The organism is Actinomadura parmotrematis, from assembly GCF_019458805.1.
GTDB classification, from domain to species: domain Bacteria; phylum Actinomycetota; class Actinomycetes; order Streptosporangiales; family Streptosporangiaceae; genus Spirillospora; species Spirillospora parmotrematis.
On sequence record NZ_JAIBOA010000001.1, the window covers coordinates 138450 to 161562 of the forward strand.

The 23113-nt window shown below is 75.3% G+C and carries 21 protein-coding genes; 18 read left to right on the forward strand and 3 right to left on the reverse strand.

Annotated elements, in window-relative coordinates; all coding sequences use genetic code 11:
• The 12 genes from qcrC (at position 1) to K1Y72_RS00700 (ending at position 14511) form a co-directional block, all read left to right on the forward strand.
• Positions 1-912, forward strand: coding sequence for a cytochrome bc1 complex diheme cytochrome c subunit (qcrC, locus tag K1Y72_RS00645; protein WP_220162150.1), 912 nt, complete (start codon positions 1-3; stop codon positions 910-912).
• A complete protein-coding gene (gene qcrA / locus K1Y72_RS00650; protein WP_220162152.1) occupies positions 909-2060 on the forward strand; it encodes a cytochrome bc1 complex Rieske iron-sulfur subunit in 1152 nt (383 codons plus the stop codon). Before qcrC ends, qcrA begins: the two co-directional genes overlap by 4 nt.
• On the forward strand, positions 2057-3712 hold the full coding sequence (gene qcrB, locus K1Y72_RS00655) for a cytochrome bc1 complex cytochrome b subunit (RefSeq protein ID WP_220162153.1): 1656 nt from the start codon (positions 2057-2059) through the stop codon (positions 3710-3712). Before qcrA ends, qcrB begins: the two co-directional genes overlap by 4 nt.
• Positions 3713-3804: 92 nt before the next feature.
• Complete coding sequence (locus K1Y72_RS00660; RefSeq protein ID WP_220162156.1) at positions 3805-4932, forward strand: glycosyltransferase family 4 protein; 1128 nt, start codon at positions 3805-3807, stop codon at positions 4930-4932.
• A gap of 81 nt (positions 4933-5013) precedes the next feature.
• Positions 5014-5808 (forward strand): hypothetical protein, encoded by a 795-nt coding sequence (locus tag K1Y72_RS00665; protein ID WP_220162158.1) that lies wholly within the window; start codon positions 5014-5016, stop codon positions 5806-5808.
• A gap of 293 nt (positions 5809-6101) precedes the next feature.
• Positions 6102-7652, forward strand: a complete 1551-nt coding sequence (locus K1Y72_RS00670) for a penicillin-binding transpeptidase domain-containing protein (protein WP_220162161.1) — start codon at positions 6102-6104, stop codon at positions 7650-7652.
• Between the two features lie 244 nt (positions 7653-7896).
• Positions 7897-9543 (forward strand): hypothetical protein, encoded by a 1647-nt coding sequence (locus K1Y72_RS00675; protein WP_220162163.1) that lies wholly within the window; start codon positions 7897-7899, stop codon positions 9541-9543.
• On the forward strand, positions 9540-10277 hold the full coding sequence (locus K1Y72_RS00680; RefSeq protein WP_220162165.1) for a hypothetical protein: 738 nt from the start codon (positions 9540-9542) through the stop codon (positions 10275-10277). Before K1Y72_RS00675 ends, K1Y72_RS00680 begins: the two co-directional genes overlap by 4 nt.
• Positions 10274-11788: an NADH-quinone oxidoreductase subunit NuoF family protein gene (locus K1Y72_RS00685; RefSeq protein WP_220162167.1), complete on the forward strand. Its 1515-nt coding sequence runs from the start codon at positions 10274-10276 to the stop codon at positions 11786-11788. The genes K1Y72_RS00680 and K1Y72_RS00685 overlap by 4 nt, the downstream gene beginning before the upstream one ends.
• Before the next feature lie 110 nt (positions 11789-11898).
• Positions 11899-12528: a DUF4142 domain-containing protein gene (locus tag K1Y72_RS00690; RefSeq protein WP_258571732.1), complete on the forward strand. Its 630-nt coding sequence runs from the start codon at positions 11899-11901 to the stop codon at positions 12526-12528.
• An 11-nt stretch (positions 12529-12539) separates the two neighbouring features.
• A complete protein-coding gene (locus tag K1Y72_RS00695) occupies positions 12540-13790 on the forward strand; it encodes a DUF1996 domain-containing protein (RefSeq protein WP_220162169.1) in 1251 nt (416 codons plus the stop codon).
• A gap of 58 nt (positions 13791-13848) precedes the next feature.
• Complete coding sequence (locus K1Y72_RS00700; RefSeq protein WP_220162171.1) at positions 13849-14511, forward strand: NAD(P)H-binding protein; 663 nt, start codon at positions 13849-13851, stop codon at positions 14509-14511.
• A gap of 6 nt (positions 14512-14517) precedes the next feature.
• Here the strand turns inward: K1Y72_RS00700 and K1Y72_RS00705 are convergent, their stop codons facing one another.
• Together K1Y72_RS00705 and K1Y72_RS00710 are read right to left on the reverse strand one after the other, a co-directional pair.
• Positions 14518-16287, reverse strand: coding sequence for an AMP-dependent synthetase/ligase (locus tag K1Y72_RS00705; RefSeq protein ID WP_220162173.1), 1770 nt, complete (start codon positions 16285-16287; stop codon positions 14518-14520).
• A 109-nt stretch (positions 16288-16396) separates the two neighbouring features.
• Positions 16397-18184 (reverse strand): AMP-dependent synthetase/ligase, encoded by a 1788-nt coding sequence (locus tag K1Y72_RS00710; RefSeq protein WP_220162175.1) that lies wholly within the window; start codon positions 18182-18184, stop codon positions 16397-16399.
• 234 nt (positions 18185-18418) lie between these two features.
• On the opposite strand from K1Y72_RS00710, the gene K1Y72_RS00715 reads away from it, so the two are divergent.
• The 6 genes from K1Y72_RS00715 (at position 18419) to K1Y72_RS00740 (ending at position 22760) form a co-directional block, all read left to right on the forward strand.
• Positions 18419-19111: a copper homeostasis protein CutC gene (locus K1Y72_RS00715; protein WP_220162177.1), complete on the forward strand. Its 693-nt coding sequence runs from the start codon at positions 18419-18421 to the stop codon at positions 19109-19111.
• A gap of 47 nt (positions 19112-19158) precedes the next feature.
• Complete coding sequence (locus tag K1Y72_RS00720) at positions 19159-19926, forward strand: metallophosphoesterase family protein (RefSeq protein WP_220162179.1); 768 nt, start codon at positions 19159-19161, stop codon at positions 19924-19926.
• A gap of 71 nt (positions 19927-19997) precedes the next feature.
• A complete protein-coding gene (locus K1Y72_RS00725) occupies positions 19998-20432 on the forward strand; it encodes an SRPBCC family protein (RefSeq protein WP_220162181.1) in 435 nt (144 codons plus the stop codon).
• 81 nt (positions 20433-20513) lie between these two features.
• A complete protein-coding gene (locus K1Y72_RS00730) occupies positions 20514-21047 on the forward strand; it encodes a hypothetical protein (protein WP_220162183.1) in 534 nt (177 codons plus the stop codon).
• 53 nt (positions 21048-21100) lie between these two features.
• Entirely contained in the window at positions 21101-22045 is a 945-nt protein-coding gene (locus K1Y72_RS00735; RefSeq protein WP_220162185.1) for an ROK family glucokinase, read from the forward strand.
• 13 nt (positions 22046-22058) lie between these two features.
• Complete coding sequence (locus K1Y72_RS00740) at positions 22059-22760, forward strand: endonuclease/exonuclease/phosphatase family protein (RefSeq protein ID WP_220162187.1); 702 nt, start codon at positions 22059-22061, stop codon at positions 22758-22760.
• A gap of 79 nt (positions 22761-22839) precedes the next feature.
• Here K1Y72_RS00740 and K1Y72_RS00745 read toward each other — a convergent pair whose 3' ends face one another.
• Positions 22840-23046, reverse strand: a complete 207-nt coding sequence (locus K1Y72_RS00745; protein ID WP_220162189.1) for a cold-shock protein — start codon at positions 23044-23046, stop codon at positions 22840-22842.
• Positions 23047-23113 lie beyond the last annotated feature (67 nt).

Here is a 23113-nt window from a genome sequence, read left to right on the forward strand (position 1 = left end):
GTGAAAAGGTTCACCGCATGGCGCCGGCGCCCGTGGGCGGGCTACGCCGTCGTGCTGGCGGCCCTCGCGGCGATCGGCGCCATCTACGCCGGCTTCTCGCCGCAGACCGACCGCGCCGAGGCGGCAGACACGACGCGGGCCGCCGCTGACCTGAACAACGGCCGCCAGCTGTTCAACGACAACTGCGCCAGCTGCCACGGCCTGAACGCCGAGGGCACCAAGGACGCCAAGGGCAAGCCCATCGCCCCGAGCCTCATCGGCGTCGGTGCCGCATCCGTCGACTTCCAGGTCGCCACGGGCCGCATGCCCGCGATGAACCCTGGCGCGCAGATGCCGCGCAAGGAGCCGATCCCCGCGTTCAACACCGAGATCAAGACGGACTACAAGGAGCCGGAGAAGCGCGAGGAGGCGGAGAAGCAGAAGGCCGAGGCGGAGAAGAACCTCGCCGACCTGCGGAACTACATCACCTCCCTCGGCGGCGGCCCCGAGGTCCCGTCCGCGGCGGCGGTCGACCCCGAGGGCGGCGACGTCGCGCTCGGCGGCAAGCTCTTCCGCACCAACTGCGCGCAGTGCCACAACTTCACCGGCCAGGGCGGCGCCCTGACCGGCGGCAAGTACGCGCCCGAGCTCTCCAAGAGCGACGTGACGCCGACGCAGATCTACGAGGCCATGCTGACCGGCCCGCAGGCGATGCCGGTGTTCAACGACACCACGCTCACGCCGAAGGACAAGCAGGCCATCATCGCCTACCTGGTGAAGACCCGCGAGGAGCCGAACCCCGGTGGCAACGGCCTCGGCCGCATCGGCCCGGTGTCGGAGGGCCTCGCCGGCTGGCTGATCGGCATCGGCCTGCTGGTCCTGGCGTCCATGTGGATCACCGCGAAGAAGCCCAAGAAGCTGAAGAAGTCATGAGCGACGACACCAACGAGAACACCGCCGCGGACGAGCCCCGCGGCGAGGGCGCGCGGCCCGCGCGCGTGGTCGGCACGCCGTCGCCCGCCGCCGGGCACCGGGTGCTGGCGGCGCAGGAGGACGACCTGCGCCCGGCGCCCGGCGCCGCCGACGACTACGCCGCGCCCGCGGGCGCCGGCGCCGAGCTGGACGAGAAGGCGGCCAGGCGGGCCGAGCGGATCGTCTCGGCCTTCTTCCTGCTGACCTTCCTGGCCAGCGTCGGCTTCATCGTCTACTTCATCGGCTGGTCCGGCCGCGACGGCGGCATGCACGGCGTCGTCCGCACCCGCGAGAGCAACTTCTGGCTCGGCGGCCTGATGGCGCTGGCCTTCCTCGCCATGGCGGCCGGCGTCACCATCTGGGTGCGCCGCCTCATGACGAGCGCGCCGATCATCCAGGAGCGGCACGAGCTGCGCACCGCCGAGGCCGACCGCGAGGGGTTCGGCGCGGCCTTCATGGAGGGCGCGCGCGACAGCGGCATCACCAAGCACAAGATGATGCGCCGCACGCTGCTGCTCGCCGCGGCGCCGCTCGGCCTCGCGCCGCTGTTCCTGCTCCGCGACCTCGGCCCGCTGCCGGAGAAGCGGCTGCGCACCACCTTCTGGGGCGAGGCCGTCGCCAAGGCCCAGAAGGAGGGCAAGAAGGGCGTCCGCCTGGTGGTGGACGGCACCAACGCCCCGCTGAAGGTCAGCGACTTCGCCAGCCCCGGCGGCATGATCACCGTGCTGCCCGAGGGCATCGAGGAGGACCTGCCCGAGGGCGACGTGCTCACCCAGACCGCCAAGGCGGTCACCATCCTGATCAACGTCCCGGCCGACGAGTTCAAGCCGGCCAAGGGGCGGGAGAACTGGCACGTCAACGGGATCGTGGCGTACTCCAAGATCTGCACGCACGTGGGCTGCCCGGCGGCCCTGTACGAGCAGACCACGCACCACATCCTCTGCCCGTGCCACCAGTCGACCTTCGACGCCACGGACGCGGCGAAGGTCGTCTTCGGCCCGGCGGCCCGACCGCTGCCGCAGCTGCCGCTCGGCGTGGAGGACGGCTACCTGGTGGCCACCAGCGACTTCCACGAGCCGATCGGCCCGAGCTTCTGGGAGCGCGGATGAGCGACACCACCGCCCCGAAGGCGGTCGAGGGAGGGCTCAACTTCCTCGACGACCGGCTGGGGTCCACCACCTTCCTCAAGCGGAACCTGAAGAAGGTCTTTCCGGACCACTGGTCGTTCATGCTGGGCGAGATCGCCCTGTACTGCTTCATCATCCTGCTGCTGACCGGGACGTTCCTGACGCTCTGGTTCAAGCCCAGCATGACCGAGGTCATCTACGACGGCTCGTACACCAAGCTCGACGGCGTGAAGATGTCGGAGGCCTACGCCTCCACGCTGCACATCACCTTCGACGTGCGCGGCGGGCTGCTCATGCGGCAGATCCACCACTGGGCCGCCGTGCTGTTCATGGCCTCGATCCTCGCGCACATGCTGCGGGTGTTCTTCACCGGCGCCTACCGCAAGCCGCGCGAGCTGAACTGGCTGATCGGCATCGGCATGTTCACCCTCGGCATGCTGGAGGGCCTGTTCGGCTACTCGCTGCCCGACGACCTGCTGTCGGGCACCGGCCTCCGCATCACCCAGGGCGTCGCCGAGGCGATCCCGCTCGTCGGCACCTACATCTACATGTTCCTGTTCGGGGGCGAGTTCCCCGGCGAGGACATCGTGCCGCGCCTGTTCACGCTGCACATCCTGCTGATCCCGGCGCTCATCCTCGGGCTGGTCACGGCGCACATGATGATCATGTGGCACCAGAAGCACACCGCGATGCCGGTGCGCAACCAGACCGAGGAGCAGGTGTACGGCTACCCGTTCTACCCGGTCTTCATGGCCAAGACGGGCGCCTACTTCCTGTTCACCTTCGGCGTGCTGGCGCTGCTCGGCGCGTTCGCGCAGATCAACCCGATCTGGCTGTTCGGCCCCTACGACCCGGGCGCCATCTCGGCCGGGTCGCAGCCGGACTGGTACATGGGCGTGCTGGAGGGCGCGCTCCGCCTGATGCCGAACTGGGAGATCACCGCCTGGGGCCACACGCTCAGCCTGAACGTGCTGATCCCGGCGCTCATCCCGCTCGGCATCATCTTCGGCGGCGCGGCGGCCTGGCCGTTCATCGAGCAGTGGGTGACCGGCGACAAGCGGCTGCACCACGTCAACGACCGGCCGCGCAACGCCCCGGTCCGCACCGGCGTCGGCATGGCGGCGGTGACGTTCTACGGGCTGCTCTGGCTCGCCGGCGCCAACGACGTGCTGGCCGACAAGTTCCACGTGTCGCTGTACGCGACCACCTGGTTCTTCCGGTTCGCGATCTTCATCGGGCCGGTGCTGGCCTACATCCTCACCAAGCGGATCTGCCTCGGGCTGCAGCGCTCGGACCGCGCCACGATCGAGCACGGCGTGGAGAGCGGCGTCATCCTGATGTCGCCCGACGGCGCCTACTCCGAGCGGCACGAGCCGGCCCGCGCCGAGGAGCGGCACGTCATCCTGAGCAAGGAGAACCCGCGCCCCGAGCGCCCGGCCGTGGACGCCAACGGCATCCCCGCGCCGAGCACCAAGGGCCCGGTCGGGCACCTGCGCTCGCGCCTCAACCGCGCCTGGATCGCCGACGACGTCCCGATCGAGGACGTCGGCCACGACGGCCACGGTCACGGCAACGGCAACGGCCACGCCGCGATCGAGGCCGGCGAGGACCACAGGGAGATCAGCAAGCACTGATCCGCGGATCGCCACGCGCGAGGCCCGCCCCGGAACCCTCCGGCGGCGGGCCTCGTCGCGTCCGGGGGAGGAGGCCGCCCTACGCTGGGCGGATGACCAGGACGCTCGTGGTGACCAACGACTTCCCGCCGCGCCCCGGCGGCATCCAGGCGTTCGTGCACAACCTGGCGGTGCGGCGCCCGGCCGGGTCCGTCGTCGTCTACGCGCCCGCCTGGAAGGGCGCGGCGGCCTTCGACGCCGCGCAGCCGTTCCCGGTGGTGCGGCACCCGACGTCGCTGATGCTGCCCGAGCCGTCGGTGCTGCGCCGCGCCGCCGACCTGCTGCGCGCCGAGGACTGCGACTCGGTGCTGTTCGGCGCGTCCGCGCCGCTCGGGCTGCTGGCGCCCGCGCTGCGGCGCCGGGGCGCCCGGCGGCTCGTCGGCATCACCCACGGCCACGAGGCGGGCTGGGCGTCGCTGCCGGGCGCCCGCGGCCTGCTGCGCCGCATCGGCGACGGCGTGGACGTCCTCACCTACCTCGGCGAGTACACCCGGTCGCGGATGGCGCGGGCCCTGTCGGCCGACGCGGCGGCCCGGACGGCGCGCCTCGCGCCCGGCGTGGACGAGACGGCGTTCCACCCCGGCGCGGACGGCGGCGCGGTGCGCGAGCGGCACGGCCTGACCGGCCGGCCCGTGGTGGTGTGCGTGTCGCGGCTGGTGCCGCGCAAGGGGCAGGACGCGCTGATCCGGGCCTGGCCGCGCGTCCTCGCTGCCGTCCCCGACGCGGCGCTGCTGCTGGTCGGCGGCGGCCCCTACCGCGCGGACCTGGAGCGGATGGCGGCCGAGGAGGGCGTGACCGGCTCGGTGGTGCTCACCGGCAGCGTGCCGTGGGAGGAGCTGCCCGCCCACTACGCGGCGGGCGACGTGTTCGCGATGCCGTGCCGGACCCGCCGCCGCGGCCTGGACGTCGAGGGCCTCGGCATCGTCTACCTGGAGGCGTCGGCGACGGGGCTGCCGGTGCTGGCGGGCGACTCGGGCGGCGCGCCCGACGCGGTGCTGGAGGGCGAGACCGGCACGGTCGTCCCGGGCCGGTCGGTGCCCGCGATCGCCGCCGGGCTCACCGGGCTGCTCACCGACCCCGGGCGGGCCCGGAAGATGGGCGCGCGGGGCCGCGCGTGGGTCGAGCGGGAGTGGCGGTGGGACGTCCAGGCGGCCCGCCTCGGGGCTCTGCTGGAGGGCTGAGCCGCCTCTGAGGGGGATCGGCGGCACGACTCCTGCGAAGGTACGTATCGCGGCAGGTACGCCGGGTGGCAGGATGCCAGCATGGCGGACGTCGAGGACGCGTGGACCCGGGTGTCCGGGGAGGCCGTGCGCTGGCTGAGCGAGCTTGACCCCGAGCACTGCTACTCGGGGTTCGAGCCGCCGGGCCGGCCGGACGCGGCGTGGCTGCTGCACGCCATGTACGTGTGGCGCGACGGCCTGGTCACCACGACCCACGACGACGTGTACCGGTCGGTGCGCGCGGCCGGCCTCACCGAGGCCGAGCCCGCCGGGGAGCTGGACGTCGGGGAGCTGCTGGAGGGCTCGGTCGTCACCGGCACCGAGCTCGGCCGGAGCGGGCATCCGGGGCCGGGCTGGCGGCGGCTCCGCTGGGCCGAGCTCGCGCGCGGCTTCGGGGAGCCGGTGGTGCCCGAGGGCGAGTCGCCGGGGCACCGCTGCCTGCGGCAGGCGCACCCGACGGGGAGCTGGTCGGCGGCGATCGAGCCGCCCGCCGAGGGCTGCCTGGACCGCGAGAGCTGGCACCGGCTGATGGCGCTGCTCGCCCGGCACAGCCCGGACGGCGCCGACACCGCCTGCCTGGCGTACTACTGCCCGCTCGTCACCGCCGACTGGGACGACGAGACGGTGCTGAGCGGGCGGCTCATCGACGCCCCCGAGCTGTACGACCATCCGGGGATGTCGAGCTGCCCGTCGAACCTGTGGGCGGCCGACCGGTCGTGGGTCGTCTACTGCGACTGGGACCTGTGGGGCACCAAGGTCGTCGGCCCGGCGCGGCTCGTCGAGGCGGTCCTCGCCGACGGGGAGCTGGAGGCGCTGCGGCTGCCCTGGACGTCCTGACGGGCGTGCGGGCGGGCGTCCTGGCGGGCGCCGGCATCGGACGGCGCGCCCCGCAGGGCGGGGCGGGCGGCCGGTCCGGTGCGTTCTCATCCGGGCCGCCCTCCTGCGGTGCGCGCCGTCGACGCACCTGCGACGGTAGGCCGTCCGGGCGGTGCGCGGCGGGGTGTTAAGCCCGCCTTAAGGCTCCGCGAAGTTCCCGATAAGCCGCGAACGTTCTGCTTTCGTTGCCGTTCCGTCACCGGAGCCCGCTGTGATGACAGTGATCATCACAGCCGGTCAAGGGGGGAGCGGGCATGCGCGGGAGATGGGTCGTCCTCATAGGCGTCGCCCTCGTCGGGGCGCTGGCCGCCGGGACGTTCGCGGCGCTCCGCCTCACCGGGGACCGGTCGCGGACGCCGCAGCAGGTCGCCGACGCCTACTTCGCCGCCTGGCGGAAGGGCTCGTTCGGCGCGATGGCCGGCCTGGTGGACGGGCCGCCCGCCGACTTCGCCGCCGAGCACCGCGACCTGTCGCGCCACCTGGAGGTCGTCGCCGTCGAGTTCGTCCCCGATCCCGTCCGGCGGACCGGCCCCGACGCGGCCGTAGCCGGCTACGAGGTGGTCCGGACCCTGGCGGGCGGCGCGAGCTGGAACTTCCGCTCGACGCTGCGCCTCGCCCGCCGCGGCGGCGTCTGGCGCGTCGACTGGACGCCCGCGACGCTCCACCCCGACCTGAAGTCGGCGGGGACGTGGTCGGCGCAGCAGGTCCGCGTCCCGGCGGTCACTTTCACCGACAGCGGCGGCCGGGCGCTGCCGGGCGGGCTGCTCACGCCCTACGTCGACGACCTCTTCGAGCGCTACGCCGGGGTGCTGGAGGACGAGGACGCCGACGAGGGCGCGGACGGCACGGCGGTGTCGATCGAGGTCGCCGAGGCGGGCGGGAAGCCGCGCCGGGTGGCGCTGGTCGGCGGCCCGAAGGGCAGGAAGGTCCGCACGACCGTGGACCGGCGCGTCCAGGCCGCCGCCGAGCGCGCCGTCGCGTCCGGGCCGCCCGCGGTGCTCGTGGCGCTCCGGCCGTCCACCGGCGAGGTGCTCGCGGTCGCCGACCGGGTCGGCGGCGAGACCGCCTTCGTCGGCGGCTACCCGCCCGGCTCCACGTTCAAGACCGTCACCGCGGCGGCGCTGATGGCGGCGGGGGCCGGGCCCGGCACGCCCGCCGACTGCCCCGCCGGCGTCGTCACCGCGCAGCGGACCATCACCAACGACGAGGGCCGCGCGCTCGGCGCGACCACCCTGGCGGGCGCCTACGCAGCGTCCTGCAACACCACGTTCGCGAAGCTGGCGGTGGACCGGCTGGACGGCGGCAGGCTCGGCGACACCGCCCGCGCCTTCGGGTTCGGCGTCCGGCTGCGGCCCGGACCCGGCGCGACCATCGGGGAGTTCCCCGAGCCCGGGAGCGGCGCCGAGCTCGCCGAGGCGTCGTTCGGGCAGGGCCGGGTGCTGGCGAGCCCCCTGCTGATGGCGACGGTCGCCGCGGCGGCCGCCGACGGCACCTGGCGCGGGCCGCGGATGCTGGCCCGCAAGGACCTGAAATCCGTGGGAGCCGCGCCGGTCGCCGCACACGACGTCCCGGGCGCGCCCGGGCTGCGCGCCATGATGCGCGCCGTCGTCACTGAGGGGACGGCGGCGGGCGGCGGGCTGCCCGGCGGGACGGCGGGCAAGACCGGGACGGCCGAGGCCGCCGGCGCCACGCACGCCTGGTTCATCGGCTTCAAGGGCGACCTGGCGTTCGCGGTGCTGGTGCCGGCGGGCGGCTCGGGGCCGAAGGCGGCGGTGCCGGTCGCGGCGCGCTTCCTGCGCGGCTGAACCTTTCGCGGGCGCGGCGCGTAGGCGTCGGGGAGGGCCCTCCGGTGGCCGGAAACGGTACCGGGGGGTTTTCCGAAGCGACTAGCGCCAGAGTGTCCCCCGGGGCGTATGCTCCCTGGGTGTCGGGCACGGCGGGAGCTGAGCGGGCTCCCTACGCCGGATCCGTCCTGTCTCAAGGGCGCGCGGCCTCCGCGCTCCCGCCGGGCGTCCACCGCGCTCTCCGGCCTTCTCCACAGGAGAGGGCATGGCGCGAACCGACACCACGCATGATGCCTTTTGGTCCAAGCCGGGCAAGGAGCCCTGGCGGGCCGCGCAGCAGCCCCCGGAGCGGCGCCGCAAGCGGCAGCCGCAGCGGCGGCGCGCCCGCGGCGGCCTCGGCACCGGCGTCCGCAACACCGACGCGCGCGGCGCCGACGTCCGCGGCACGGACCTGCGGGACGGCGCCCGGCCGCGCGCGGCGGACACGCGCGCGACCCGCGCCACCCGCGAGGACCTGAAACCCCTCGACACCCGGCTGCTGGACGCGCGGCTGCCCGACCCGCACGGGAGCGTCCCGCCCCCGCCCCCCGCCGTCCCGCCCGCGCACGGCGCGCGGCGGCACGGCGCCCGGCGGGCGTCGCGCGCGCCGCACGTCCGCGACCGGCGGGCGCGCCGGTCGCTGTTCGGCGCGTCCGACCGGATGGGGACCGGCGCGATGGTGCTGTCGGTCGTCGTGGGCCTCGCGATGCTGGCGATCGTCGAGCGCAGCCTGCTCGGCGGCCCCGCCACCGGCCCGAACCGGCAGGCGGGCGCCGAGCGCGGCCTCGCCGACCGGCGGCCCCGCGACGGCGCGCCGGCCCGGTCCCGCCCGAGCGCGGCGCCGCCGGGCCCGGCCGCGCCGGCCCCCGCCGCCCCGCCCGGCCCCGACCTGCGGCGGCTCGCCGCCGACGTCCGGGTCGCCACCGTCAACGAGCGCGGCCCCGCCGCCCGCGCGGAGTACGGCGTGCCGTCGGTGCGGACGCCGCTGGTCACCGTCGACCGCACCAGCCGCGACCGCACCTGGGCGTTCGGGACGACCGCGATCCCGGTCCCGGCGGGCAGCCGGGCCGTCCCGCAGATCGCGTTCTTCGCGGCCCGCTGGACGGTCCGCGACGGCTGGCGCACCGCCCTGTCGGGCACCCCGGCCTTCACCGCCATCGCCGCGGGCCTGCCGGCCGCCGTCATGTCGGCGGGGGAGGGCCGCGCCCTCGTCCGGTTCAGCGCGCTGAGCGCCGGGCGCGCGCCCGCCGCCGCGGCGGCCGACCGGCTGATGCTGCCCTGGCGGGCCGGGACGGCCTGGGCGATGGACACCGCCGACTTCGGGCGGCCGCTGTCGGCGCTGTCGTTCAGCGGCGGCGACGGCGTCGTGCGCGCCGCCGCCGGCGGCCGACTCTACCGGTTCTGCGGCGCGGGCCTGCTGATGATCGTCCATGACAGCGGGCTCGCCTCCGCCTACGACGGCCTGCACGCGCCCACCGCGCTGCGCGACGGCAGCGCCGTCGGCCGCGGCGACGTCCTCGGCCGGACCGGCACCGCCCGCCCCTGCGGCGGCGCCCCCCTCACCCACGCCCAGGTCGGGTTCACGCTGCGGCGCGGCGACGGGAGCGTCCCGCTGGACGGCGTCGGCCTCGGCGGCTGGGTGTTCCGCGAGACCGGCGCGCCGCCCGCCGGCCGCGCCGAGCGCGGCCCGCTGCAGGTCCTGCCCGGCGGCCTGCTGGCCAACCTCGGGCCGGTGCCCGCCGCGACCGCGCCGCCGGACCCCGCGCCCACCGGGGACGCCGGCGACGCCGGGGACGACCCGTCGCCCGCGCCCGAGGCGTCCGCCGACGGCGCCGCCGCCGGCGCCCCCCTCGACAAGGAGCCCGAACAGTGAAGACCCGAAGCAGTGACGACCCCCTCCTGCCCTCCTGGGTGCTGCGCGCGGTCATCGTAGGCGCGCTCGCCGTCCTCGCCGGAGCCGCCACCCCGCCGGGCGCGGCCCTCGCGGGCGGCGCCCAGTCCTTCCTGTCCTACTACGCCGGCGTCTTCACGCTGCTGGCGCTGACCGCCGCCGTCGTGTTCGGCCTGCTCGCCACCGACCGGCTGATCCTCGGCATCCGGCAGCGGGTGGTCGCGCAGGCCGCGCACCGCGCGGCGTCGGTGCTGGCGTTCACCTTCGTCGTCGCGCACCTGCTGGTGAAGGTGCTGGGCGGGCTCGCCGCCCCGGCGCAGATCGTGGTGCCCGCCGTCGGGCCCGTCGGGCTCGGCACCCTCGCCTTCGACCTGCTGCTGGTCGTCCTCGCCACGGGAGCGCTGCGGGCCCGGTTCGCGCGCCGCGCCCGGCCGTGGGTGTGGCGGACGCTGCACTCGCTCGCCTACGTCTCCTGGCCGCTCGGGATCGCGCACGGCCTGACGGCGGGCCGCGCCGCCGCCCCCTGGGTCACGCTCAGCTACGTGCTCTGCCTCGGCGCCGTCGCGCTCGCCGTGCTCACCCGCTCGATCGCCGGGGTCCGGCCGCGGCAGGTGCGCCGCGCCGGGGAGGACGTCGCCGCGCCCGCACCGCTCCGCACCCGCGGGACGGCGCCCGCCGCCCGTGCGGCCGGCGCCCGCGGGGAGGCGGTCCGATGAGCACCGCGACCGTCACCGTCCGCAACATCGGCGGGCCGCGCCTCACCCTCGGCTTCGACCGGTTCGACCGGCTGGACCTGGAGCGCCACCAGGCCGTGCACGGCAAGCTCAGCCTGCCGCTCCTCGACGACCTCGTGCAGATGTGCGAGCAGGTCGACATGCGCGGCCGCGGCGGCGCCGGGTTCCCCTTCGCCCGCAAGCTGAGCGCGGTCGCCGCCCGCGTCCGCCGCGCCGCGGCCGCCGAGGACGCGCTGCCCGGCGAGAAGGACCGGGCGCGCCGCCCCGCCGAGGACGCCGTCGTCGTCGTCAACGGCGCCGAGGGGGAGCCGGGCAGCGCCAAGGACAAGACGCTGCTGAGCCGCGCCCCCCACCTCGTCCTCGACGGCGCGCAGATCGCCGCGTCCGCGCTCGGCACCCGGCGGATCATCGTGGCGGTGGAGAGCGACGAGGCGGCCCGCTCGGTGCGCGCCGCGATCGGCGAGCGCCGCCTCACCGCCCGCGTGGTGCGCCTCACCGAGCGGTTCATCTCCGGCGAGAGCGGCGCGGTGATCCGCGCCATCAACGGGCGGGCGCCGATCCCGCCCGGCGTGAAGGTGCGCGCCAGCGACGCCGGGGTGGACGGCTGCCCGACGCTGCTGTCCAACACCGAGACGTTCGCGCAGCTCGCCGTGCTGACCTCGCTCGGCACCGACCTGTACGCGTCGGCGGGCACCGAGGACGAGCCCGGCACGACGCTGCTCACCGTCGGCGGCACCCAGGTCGTCGAGGCGCCCTACGGCACGCCGCTGAAGGCCGTCCTGGACCTCTGCGACGTGAAGCCGGGCCCCGGCGTCCTCGTCGGCGGCTACCACGGTCAGTGGCTGGACCGGGCGGGGACGGCGCGCGCCGTCCTGTCCCGCAAGGGCATGAAGGCGGTCGGCGGCACCGTCGGCGCCGGCATCGTCCTGCCGCTGCCCGAGGGGACCTGCCCGCTCGGCGAGGCCGCCCGCATCGCCTCCTACCTCGCCGCGCAGTCGGCCGGGCAGTGCGGGCCGTGCCGGCTCGGGCTGCCCGACGTCGTGCGGGCGATGAGCGCCCTCGCCGACGGGTCGGGCAGCGCCGAGGACCTGCGCCGCGCCGCCGCCGTCGGCCGCGGCCGCGGCGCGTGCGGCCACCCCGACGGCACCGCCCGGTTCGTGCTGTCGGCCGTCGAGGCGTTCGCCCGCGACATCGACGCGCACCGCGACGACGGCTCGTGCGGCCTGCCGGTGTTCGGCGTGCTGCCGCTGCCGGTCCCCGACGGCTCCGAGGGGCGCCTCGCCATCGACTGGAGCCGCTGCGACGGGCACGGCCTCTGCGCCTACCTGGTGCCCGAGCTCGTCCAGCTCGACCGGCACGGCTTCCCGATCGTCCTCGGCACCGACATCCCGGTCTGGATGGAGCGCGACGTCCAGCGCGCCGTGGCGTACTGCCCGGCGCTCGCGCTGCGCGTCGTCGACGACCTTTCCCGGACGCCCGCGCGCCGTTCCTGACCGGCCCGGAAAAAGGGCGGGGGAATGAACCCCGCAGGGGCCCGCCGCGTATTCATGGGTGGTCCGCGGAAAGGCGGACGCGCGATACGCGGAATGGAGGGAAAGGTCCCTTGGGAAAGTTCTACGCGCGCAGCCGCCTCCCTTTCGGGTCGTGGTCCGGCGGCGGCCGGCTCCTCCTCGGCGCGGCGGCCCTCGCCGCCGTCATCGCCGCCGCGCTGGCGGTGCTGAGCCCCGCGCGGGCCCCCGCCGACGGGCAGACCGCGGGCGGCGGGAACCAGACCCGGTGGGGTCCGCTCAGCGACCTGGACCGCACCCTGCTGGTCAAGGTCCGCCAGGCCGGCCTCTGGGAGATGCCCGCCGGCCAGCAGGCCGAGCAGCGGGCGTCCAGCCTGCGGGTCAAGCAGGTCGGCAACATGATCATGACGCAGCACATGCAGCTCGACGCCGACGTGCGGGCGACCGCGCAGAAGCTGAACGTGCAGCTGCCGAACGAGCCGAACGCCGACCAGCGGAGCTGGCTGCGCGAGATGTCGGCGACGTTCGGCACCGACTTCGACCACACGTTCGTGCTGCGGCTGCGCGCCGCGCACGGCAAGGTCTTCGCCGTCATCGCCACGGCCAGGGCGCAGTCCAGGAACACCCTGATCCGGGCGTTCGCGGAGCGGGCCATGAAGTTCGTCAACACGCACATGACGCTCCTGGAGAGCACCGGCCTCGTCACCGATTCCGCCCTGCACTAAGGAGATCCCCCATGGTGAGCAAGAAAGGCATCGCCACGCTCGTGCCCGCGCTGCTGCTGGTCGCCGCGGCGGCCGAGGCGCCGGCCGCGTCCGCGATGGCCGCCCGCCCCAGCCCGGCCGCCTCGCCCACGCCCGAGGCGACGGACGGCGGCATGCCGGGCATGGACATGCCCGGCAGCACGGACACGCCCGGCACGGATGACGGCGCCACCGCCACCGCCGCCCCGAGCGCCACGAGCAGCGCCGGGGACGGCGCGCAGGATCCGAACCAGCAGAACGACCAGCAGGACCAGAACGGCCAGCAGGACCAGGGACAGCAGCAGACGGAGCCGCCGCCCCGGCAGCAGACGCAACCGCCGCAACAACCGCAGCAGCCGCAGGCCCGGCAGGGGCCCGTCCAGAGCGACTACGTGAACATCCGCAACGCGCCCCGCAAGGCCAGGGCACGCAACGGGCGCAACGCCTCCACCGGGTCGTTCACCTCGCGCTGCGGGCGCAACGCCAACGGCCACAACAACCCCGACAACTTCATCGTCGCGCCCGGGGTGTCGAACGGCGCGCACCACATCCACGACTACGTCGGCAACCTCAGCACCGACGGGTTCTCCACCGACCAGAGCCTCGCCGCCGCCGGCACCACCTGCGCGCGGGGCGACAGGTCCGCCTACTTCTGGCCGACGATGCGCGTCCGCGACCAGCGGGACCCCTCCGGGCAGGCCGCGCAGAGCACCGCCGACGGCAACGTCGGCAGGCCCGTCATCCCGGCGGCGGCGACCATGCGCTTCCTCGGCAATCCGCGCGCCAAGGTCACCGCGATGCCGCGGTTCCTGCGCGTCATCACCGGCGACGCCAAGGCGGCCACCAACGGCACGGCGAACGCGCGCGCCCAGTGGACCTGCTCGGGCGCCGCCGACCGGGTGTTCACCGACAAGTACCCGCTCTGCCCCGGCGGCAGCCGTGTCACCCGCGTCCTGGAGTTCCCGAGCTGCTGGGACGGCCGCAACACCGACAGCGCCAACCACCGGACGCACGTGGTGTTCCCGGCGGCGTCGGGCGCCTGCCCGCAGGGGACGCGGCCCGTCCCGCGCCTGCAGATGACGCTCGCCTACAACCTGCCGAACCGGGCGCTGGCCTTCGCCGTGGACACCTTCCCCGAGCAGGGGCACGCCCCCGTCACCGACCACGCCGACTTCGAGAACGTGATGCCCGACTCCCTGATGCGCCGCGCGGCGGCGTGCATCAACGCGGGCCGCGCCTGCTGAGCCCGCCGCCGGGTCCGCCGCCGCGCGCGCCGCGCGGGGGTCCGTAGGATCGGTGCCCATGAACATCGTCATCGCCGGCGGGCACGGGCAGATCGCACTGCGGCTGGCCCGGCTGCTCGCCGCCCGGGGGGACACCGTTCTCAGCCTGATCCGTAACCCGGACCAGGAGGACGCCGTCCGGGCGGCGGGCGCCGGGCCCATCGTGCTCGACCTGGAGTCCGCCACCGCCGAGCGGGCCGCCGAGGTCCTGGCGGGCGCGGACGCCGTCGTGTTCGCCGCGGGCGCGGGCCCGAACAGCGGCGCGCCCCGCAAGGACACCGTGGACCGCGGCGCCGCCGTCCTCATGGCCGACGCCGCCGAGCGGGCGGGCGTCCGCCGCTTCGTGCAGATCTCGGCGATGGGCGCCGGCACCGAGCCGGACGCCTCCCTCGGCGAGGTCTGGGCCGCCTACGTCAGGGCCAAGGGCGCCGCCGAGCGGGACCTGCGGCGGCGCGACCTCAACTGGGTGATCCTGCGCCCCGGCCGCCTCACCGACGACCCGGGGACGGGCCGCGTCACCCTCGCCGACGGCGCGACCGGCCGCGGCGCCGTCACCCGCGACGACACCGCCGCCGTCATCGCCGCGCTGCTCGCCGCCCCCGCCGTGAACCGCCGCGTCCTGGAGCTCGTCGAGGGCGGGACGCCCGTCCCCGACGCCGTCGCCGCCCTCGCGGCCCCCTGACCGGGGTCAGGAGTAGAGGGCGTCGATCTCGGCGGCGAAGTCCTTGATCACCGCGTGCCGGCGGACCTTCAGGCTCGGGGTGAGGTGCCCGGCCCCCTCGGTGAAGTCGCCGTCGAGGACCCGGTACCGCTTGATCTGCTCGGCCCGCGACACCGAGGCGTTCGCCTCGGCGACGGCGGCGTCCAGCTCGGCCCGCAGGTCCGGGTCGTCGCGGAGGCCCGCGGCGGTCGCCGCGGCGTCCTTGCCGTGCCGGGCCTTCCAGGCGTCCAGCGCCTCGGCGTCCAGGGTGATCAGGGCGGCGACGTAGGGGCGGCCGTCGCCGACCACCACCGGCTGGGAGACCAGCGGGTGGACGCGGAGCAGGTCCTCCAGCGGCCCCGGCGCGACGTTCTTGCCGCCGGCGGTGACCAGGATGTCCTTGCTGCGGCCGGTGACGGTGAGCCGCCCGGCGGCGTCGAGGGAGCCGACGTCGCCGGTGCGGAACCAGCCGCCGTCGAACGCCCCGGCCGTCGCGGCCTCGTTCCGCCAGTAGCTGGGGAAGACGCTGACGCCCCGCACCTGCACCTCGCCGGACGCGCCGTCGCCGGCGGTGCGGACGGCCATGCCGGGGAAGACGCGGCCGACGGTGCCCATCCGGTTGTCGGCGAAGCGGTTGCCGAGGATCGGCGCGGTCGTCTCGGTGAGCCCGTAGCCCTCGATGATCTGGACGCCGATGCCGCGGAAGAAGTGCCCGAGCCGCTCGTTCAGGCCCGCGCCGCCCGACATCGCGTACCGCAGCCGCCCGCCGAGGGCGGCGCGCAGGCGCCGGTACACGAGCGCGTCGAAGACGCGGTGCCGCGCCCGCAGCGCGAGCGAGGGCCCGCCGGCGTCCAGCGACCGCGAGTAGGCGACGGCCGTGCCGGCCGCGAGCGCGAAGATCCGGCCCTTGCCGTCGTCGTCGGCGCGCTGCGCGGCACCGTTGTGGACCTTCTCGAACACGCGCGGGACGGCCAGCAGGAACGTCGGCCGGAACGTGCTGAGGTCCTCCTGCAGCCGCGGCACGTCGCCGTGGGCGAGGACCATCCCGCACTCGATGCAGGCGACCTGGACGAGCCGCGCGAACACGTGCGCGAGCGGCAGGAACAGCAGCGTGGACGCGCCCGGCCCGGCGATCTCGGGGACGCCGTGCAGGACGACGTTGCGGGCGGTGCCGATGAAGTTGGCGTGCGTCAGCTCGCAGCCCTTCGGCCGCCCGGTCGTGCCCGAGGTGTACACGATGGTGGCGGTGTCGGACGCGACGCGCGAGCGGCGCCGCCCGGCCATCACCGCGTCCGGGACGTCCGCGCCGGACGCGGCGAGCGCGGCCAGGCCGCCGGCGCCGTCGACCGGCCACACCCGGTACCCCTCGGGGACGGCGCCCGGCGACTCGGCGATCACCGCGGACGCGCCCGAGTCCTCCAGGATCCACGCCACCTGCGACGGCGACGACGTCTCGTAGATCGGGACGGTGACGCCGCCCGCCGCCCAGATCGCGTAGTCGGCGACGGCCCACTCGTAGCGGGTCCGCGACATCAGCGCGACCCGGTCGCCGGGCTCGATCCCGGCGGCGACGAGGCCGCGCGCGACCGCCGTCACCTCGGCCGCGAACTCGCCGATCGTGACCGCCGCCCAGGCCCGGCCGGACCGGCGCCGCAGCGCGATGCGGCCGGGCCGCTCGGCGGCCCGGCCGTACAGCGCGTCGGTCAGGTTGGCGGAGTCGGGGACCTCCGCCTCGATGGGCGCACGGAACTCGCGCACGTCTGCTCCTCGGCTCCGGATCCCTCGGGACGGATCCGCTGGAACGACGATATCCGCAGGTCAGCGTAAGGGATCGGTGACCCGGGCCCGGAGCCGGGGGAGCGGGCGGTCAGCCGTAGAGCGAGTCGATCTCGTCGGCGAAGTCCTTGATCACCGCGTGCCGGCGGACCTTGAGGCTCGGCGTCATGTGGCCCGCCTCCTCGGAGAAGTCCACCCCGAGGATCACGTACTTCTTGATCGCCTCGGCGTGCGAGACGGACCTGTTCGCGGCGGCGACCGCGCCGTCGATCTCGGCGACCAGGTCGGGGTCGGTGCGCAGCTCGGCGACCGTCATCGCGGCGGGCTTGCCGTGCTGCTCCTTCCAGGGACCGAGCGCCTCCTCGTCGAGGGTGATCAGGGCGCTGATGAACTTGCGGCCGTCGCCGACCACCAGGCACTGGCTGATCAGCGGGTTGGCGCGGAGCCGGTCCTCCAGCGGCGCCGGGGCGACGTTCTTGCCCGCGGCGGTCACCAGGATCTCCTTCTTCCGCCCGGTGATCTTCAGGAAGCCCTCGTCGTCGAGCGCGCCGAGGTCGCCGGTGTGGAACCAGCCGTCCTCCAGCGCCTCCTTGCTGGCGGTCTCGTTGTTCCAGTAGCCCTTCAGCACGTTGACGCCCTTGACCAGCACCTCGCCGTCCTCGGCGATGCGGACGGTGACGCCGGGGATGGGCTGCCCGACCGTGCCGATCTTGATGGCGGAGGGGCGGTTCACCGCGAGCGGCGCGGTCGTCTCGGTGAGGCCGTAGCCCTCCAGGATGACGATGCCGGCGCCGCGGAAGAAGTGCCCGAGGCGCTCGCCGAGGGCGGCGCCGCCCGACACCGCGTACTGCACCCGGCCGCCGACGGCCGCGCGCAGCTTGCCGTAGACGAGCACGTCGAAGACCTTGTGCCGCACCTTCAGCCCGAGCGAGGGCGAGCCCTCCTGGAGCGCGGTGGAGTAGGCGATGGCGGTCTCGGCGGCGGCGGCGAAGACCTTGCCCTTGCCGCCGGCGATGGCCTTCTGCTCGGCGCCGTTGTAGACCTTCTCGAACACGCGCGGGACGGCGAGCAGGAACGTCGGCTTGAACGAGTCGAGGTCGGGCAGCAGGCTCGGGATGTCGCTGTGGCCGAGGACGATGCCGCCCTCGATGCAGGCGACCTCGATGAGCCGGGCGAACACGTGCGCGAGCGGCAGGAACAGCAGCGTCGCGCTGCCGTCCACGGCGACCTCGGAGATGGCGCCCTGGATGGCGTTGCGGGCGGTCAGCACCAGGTTCCCGTGGGTGATCTCACAGCCCTTGGGGCGCCCGGTGGTGCCGGAGGTGTAGACGAGGGTGGCGACGTCGGCCGACACGGCGACGCGGCGGCGCTCCTCCACGGCCTCGTCGGTGACGTCCGCGCCGCGCGCGACGAGCTCGGCGAGGTCGCCGTTGTCGATGCCCCAGACCGACTCCAGGCCGGGCAGCTCGCCCCGGACCTCGGCGACGGCGGCGAGGTGGGCGTCCGTCTCGGCGAACACGGCGCGCGCGCCCGAGTCGCCGACGATCCACTGCACCTGCTCGGCCGAGGACGTCTCGTAGATCGGCACCGCGACGGCGCCGGCCGTCCAGATCGCGTAGTCCAGGACCGTCCACTCGAAGCGGGTGCGCGACATCAGCGCGACCCGGTCGCCGGCCTCGACGCCGGAGGCGAGCAGGCCCTTGGCCACCGCGCGCACCTCGGCCGCGAACTCGCGGGCGGTCACCGCGCTCCACGCGTCGCCGTTCTTGCGGCGCAGCACGATCCGGCCGGGGTCGTCGGCGGCTCGGGCGAACGGCGCGTCGGTCAGGTTGGCGGTGCCGGGCACCTCCACCATGGCGGGAACGCTGAACTCGCGCACGGCCACTCCTCGTTGTTCTCTGCTGTCGGGCGGGACGACGGTACCGGCTCCCTGCCGACAAAGGATACCCGTGAGTAAGTAAACCCCCAGATGGCGGCTGTGTCCCGGATCACGGCGCCCTGGATCGCGGCGTCCCGGACGGTTCCGGTAAGGGCCGGGCAAATTCCCGCCCGCCCCGTCCGGGCCGCACCGGGCCGTCCCCTAGCCTTGACCGACCGGAGGAGAGGGAGGGCCATGCCGACGCTGGAAGTCATCGCGCTGACCGCCGCCGACGCGCGGGCGGCCGAGCAGGGCGGCGCGGACCGGCTGGAGGTGGTGGCCGACATGGCCGCCGACGGCCTCACCCCCGACCCGGAGCTCGTCGCCGAGATGCGGCGCGCCACGTCGCTGCCCCTGCGGGTGATGCTGCGCGCCAACGCCGGGTTCCGCACCAGCGTCCCCGAGCTGGAGCGGCTGTGCGCCGCCGCCGGGGCGCTCCGCGAGGCGGGCGCCGACGGCTTCGTCCTCGGCTTCCTGGACTCGGCCGGCCAGGTGGACGCCGCCGCGACGGCCAAGCTCGCCGCCGCGCTCGCCCCGCTGCCGTGGACCTTCCACCGCGCCCTCGACCACGCCGCCGACCCGGCCGCCGCCTGGGGCGCCGTCCGCGAGCTCGGGCCGGACGCGGTGCTCACCGCCGGGTCGCCGCGCGGCGTCGACACCGGCGTGCAGACGCTGCTCCGCCGCGCCGCCGAGGGGCCGGACGCGGCGGCGCTGCTCATGGCCGGGGGAGGGCTGCGCCGCACCCACGTCGCCGTCCTCGCCGCCGCGGGCGTGTCGGCGTTCCACGTCGGGACGGCGGTGCGCGCCGACGGCACCTGGGACGCCCCCGTGGACGCCGGTCTCGTCGCCGAGTGGCGGGCGCTCGCCGCGGCGGCGGCGCAAGACTGACCGTTCCGCTGGCGGAACATCCGCGGGCGCCCCATTAGAGTCTGTTCATGCGGATCCATGTGGTGAGCGACGTCCATGGCCGCGCGGACGCGCTCCGGCACGCCGCCGACGGCGCCGACGCCTTCGTCTGCCTCGGCGACCTGATCCTGTTCGTCGACTACGCCGACCACGGGCAGGGCATCTTCGCCGACCTGTTCGGCGAGGAGAACGCCGACCGGTACGTGGCGCTGCGGCTGGAGAAGCGGTTCGACGAGGCGCGCGCGTTCTCCCAGGGCCTCTGGGAGTCACTGGAGGGCGGCGCCTGGCCGCACATCGAGAAGGCCGTCCGCCGCCAGTACGCCGACCTGTTCGCGGCGATGCCCGTGCCCGCCCACCTGACTTACGGCAACGTCGACGTGCCGAGCATGTGGCCGGACTACCTGCGCGAGGGCCACACCGTCGTGGACGGCGCCACCGCCGAGATCGGCGGGCTGCGCTTCGGGTTCGTCGGAGCGGGCCTGCGCACCGAGTACCGCACCCCGAACGAGATCGACGACGCCGAGTACGCCGCGAAGGTGGCTGCGCTCGGCGAGGTGGACGTGCTGTGCAGCCACATCCCGCCGGCGGTGCCCGAACTGCTCTACGACGTCGTCGCGCGCCGCTTCGAGCGGGGCAGCGAGGCGCTGCTGGAGCTGATCGAGCGCACCCAGCCGCGGTACGCGCTGTTCGGCCACGTGCACCAGCCGCTGAGCCGCCGGATGCGCGTCGGCCGCACCGAATGCCTGAACGTCGGGCACTTCCGGGCGACCGGGGTGCCCTTCGCGCTCACGGTGTGAAGGATACTGCCAGGGAGCGCCCGAAGATCGGGCCGGGAAGATCGGGCACGACGAGCCGGAGGGACGGCGGCATGGCGGACCGGACGAGTTCATCCATCAGCGTCGCGGCGGGCAGGGGCGCCATCATGGCGGTGATCGCCGATCTCGGCGCCTACCCGTCCTGGGCCAGCGGGATCAAGTCGATCGAGGTCGGGGACACCTACCCCGACGGCCGCGCGAAGGACGCCCGCCTGACCTTCGACGGCGGCCCGTTCAGCGACACCGTCGACCTCGTCTACACCTGGGACGGCGACGCGGCGGTGCACTGGGAGCTGGTCGGCAAGGGCGCGGTCGTCACCGGCCTGCACGGCTCCTACACCCTCGCCGAGGGCCCGGACGCGACCGAGGTCACCTACGAGCTGGCGGTGGACGTGCGCGTCCCCATGATCGGCATGGTGAAGCGCAAGGGCGAGAAGCGCATCATCGACTCGGCGCTGAAGGGCCTGAAACGGCATGTCGAGGGCTGAGTACGGCGAGGGCCGGGTAATAGGTTCGCGCCCGAGCGGGGCGGTGGCGTTCCGCGCCGACAACGGATGGAAGATGTTCTCATGACCGAGCAGCAGCCGGGCGACGTCCTCGACGAGGCCGTGCGGCTCCTCGCCGTCCTCCGCCGCCGGGCGGGCGCCCTGGGCGGGTCCGCCCGCCGCGCCGCCTCCGGCGGGCCGGGCGGCGGCGACGCGTGGGGCGACGCCGTGGACGAGGCGGCGGACGAGGCGGCGGACGAGGCGCGCGACGCGGCGCTGCGCGACCCGCACATCGCGACCGGCGCCCCCGAGTGCCGCAACTGCCCGATCTGCCGGGCCATCGCGGTGGCCCGCGAGTCCGGGCCCGACGCCGGCCGGCACGCCCGCGCGGCGGGCCGCTCGCTGCTGGCCGCCGGGCTCGACGTCGTCGCCGCCTTCGAGCGCACCCGCGGCGGCGCCCGTCCCCGCCCCGACGCCGGACCGCCGCACACCCGGCGGACCGCGGCGGACGAGCCCGCGCAGGCCGCTCCCGCGCAGGCCGCTCCTGCGCAACCCGCGAAGGACGCGGGCGACCCCTGGTCCGCCGCCACGGGCGGCGACCCCATCGACATCGGCTAGCGGCGAGGCTCCCGTCCCGCAGCAGGGACGCGGCGAAAGAGGAGGAAGCGTACATGGCCCTGACCATCGGCGTGGATGTGGGCGGTACGAAGGTGGCGGCGGGGGTCGTCGACGACACCGGCAGGATCCTGGAGCAGGTACGGCGGCCCACCCCCTCCACCAACCCGCAGCAGACCGCCGAGGTCATCGCCGAGGTCGTCGACCTGCTGAAGGGCAAGTACGAGGCGGTCACCGCGGTCGGCCTCGGCAGCGCCGGGTTCGTCGACGAGGCCCGCTCCACCGTGCTGTTCGCCCCCAACCTGGCCTGGCGGGACGAGCCCATCAAGGCCAAGGTCGAGCACCTCGTCGGGCTGCCGGTGGTGGTGGAGAACGACGGCAACGCCACCGCCTGGGGCGAGGCCCGCTTCGGCGCGGGCCGCGGCCACGACTGCATCGTGCTCGTCACGCTCGGCACCGGCATCGGCGGCGGCATCATCATCAACGGCGAGCTGTACCGGGGCCGGTTCGGCATCGGCGCCGAGGTCGGCCACTTCCGGGTGGTGCCGGACGGGCGCCGCTGCGGCTGCGGCAACCGCGGCTGCTGGGAGCAGTACGCGAGCGGCAACGCCCTGGTGCACGAGGCCCGCGACCTCGCCCGCGTGTCGCCGGCGATGGCGGGCCGGCTGCTGGAGCTCGGCGACGGCCGCCCCGACGGCATCAGCGGCCCGGAGATCACCCAGGCCGCCCGCGAGGGCGACCCGGCCGCGCTGGAGTGCTTCGGCACCGTCGCCCGGTGGGCCGGGCAGGGCCTCGCCGACCTCGCCGCCATCCTGGACCCGGGCCTGTTCATCATCGGCGGCGGCCTCTCCGACGCCGGCGACCTGCTGCTCGACCCGGTGCGGACGGCGTTCGACCGGTCCCTCACCGGCCGCGGCCACCGGCCCCACCCCGAGATCCGCATCGCCGAGCTCGGGTCGGCCGCCGGCATCGCCGGCGCCGCCGACCTCGCCCGGCTCTGAACGGCGCGGCGCCGTGCCCGACGTCCGCCTGGTCTCCTACAACATCAGGTCGCTGCGCGACGACCCGGCCGCGGTGGCCCGGGTCGTGCGCGCCCTGGATCCCGACGTGCTCGTCCTCCAGGAGGTGCCGCGGTTCCGGGGGTGGCGGCGGCAGCGCCGCGCCCTCGCCCGCGCCTGCGGGATGCGCGTCGCCGCAGGCCGCCGCGCCTGCGGCCTCGCGGTGCTCGCCGCGCCGCGGGTGGAGCGGGTGGCGCGCGAGTTCCACCTGCTGAGCCGCGTCCCCGGCCTGCACCGGCGGGCGCTCGCCATCGCGGTCCTGGCGAAGGACGGCGCCCGCTTCACCGCCGCGAGCACCCACCTGGACCTCGCCGACGAGCCGCGCCGCGCGCACGTCCGGCAGCTGCTCGGCATGCTGGAGCGGGCGTCCTGGCGGCACCGGGCGCCCGCGGTGCTCGCCGGCGACGTCAACGAGGAGCCGGGCGGCGCGTCCTGGACGCTGCTCACCGGCCGGTTCCAGGACGCCCACGCGACCGCCCCGGCGGGGGAGGAGCTCACCTTCTCCTCCCGCGACCCGCGCCGCCGCATCGACGGGGTCTTCGCCGACGCGGCGTTCCGGGTGCTCGGCTGCGGCGTGCCCGCCGACCCGGCGATCGCGGCGGACTACCCGGCCGCGACCGACCACCGGCCGCTGCTCGCCGACCTGCGGCTGCCCTGACCCGCCGGAAAAGGCGGAGCGCCCCGCGGACCGGCCGGCCGTACCGGTCGTTCCGCGGGGCGCCCCGGGGAGTCCTCGCTCAGGCGGGGACGATGTTCTCCGCCTGGAGGCCCTTCTGGCCCTGGGTGACGTCGAACGACACCTTCTGGCCCTCCTGGAGCTCACGGTAACCGCCCTGGGAGGCGATGTTGGAGTAGTGGGCGAAGACGTCGGGGCCGCCGCCGTCCTGCTCGATGAAGCCGAAGCCCTTCTCGGAGTTGAACCACTTGACGGTACCGGTGGCCATCCTGCTCTCCTTCTACGTCGGTCCCGATCCCGCACCGTGCGGGACGGGGACGCCGCGATGCCCATCC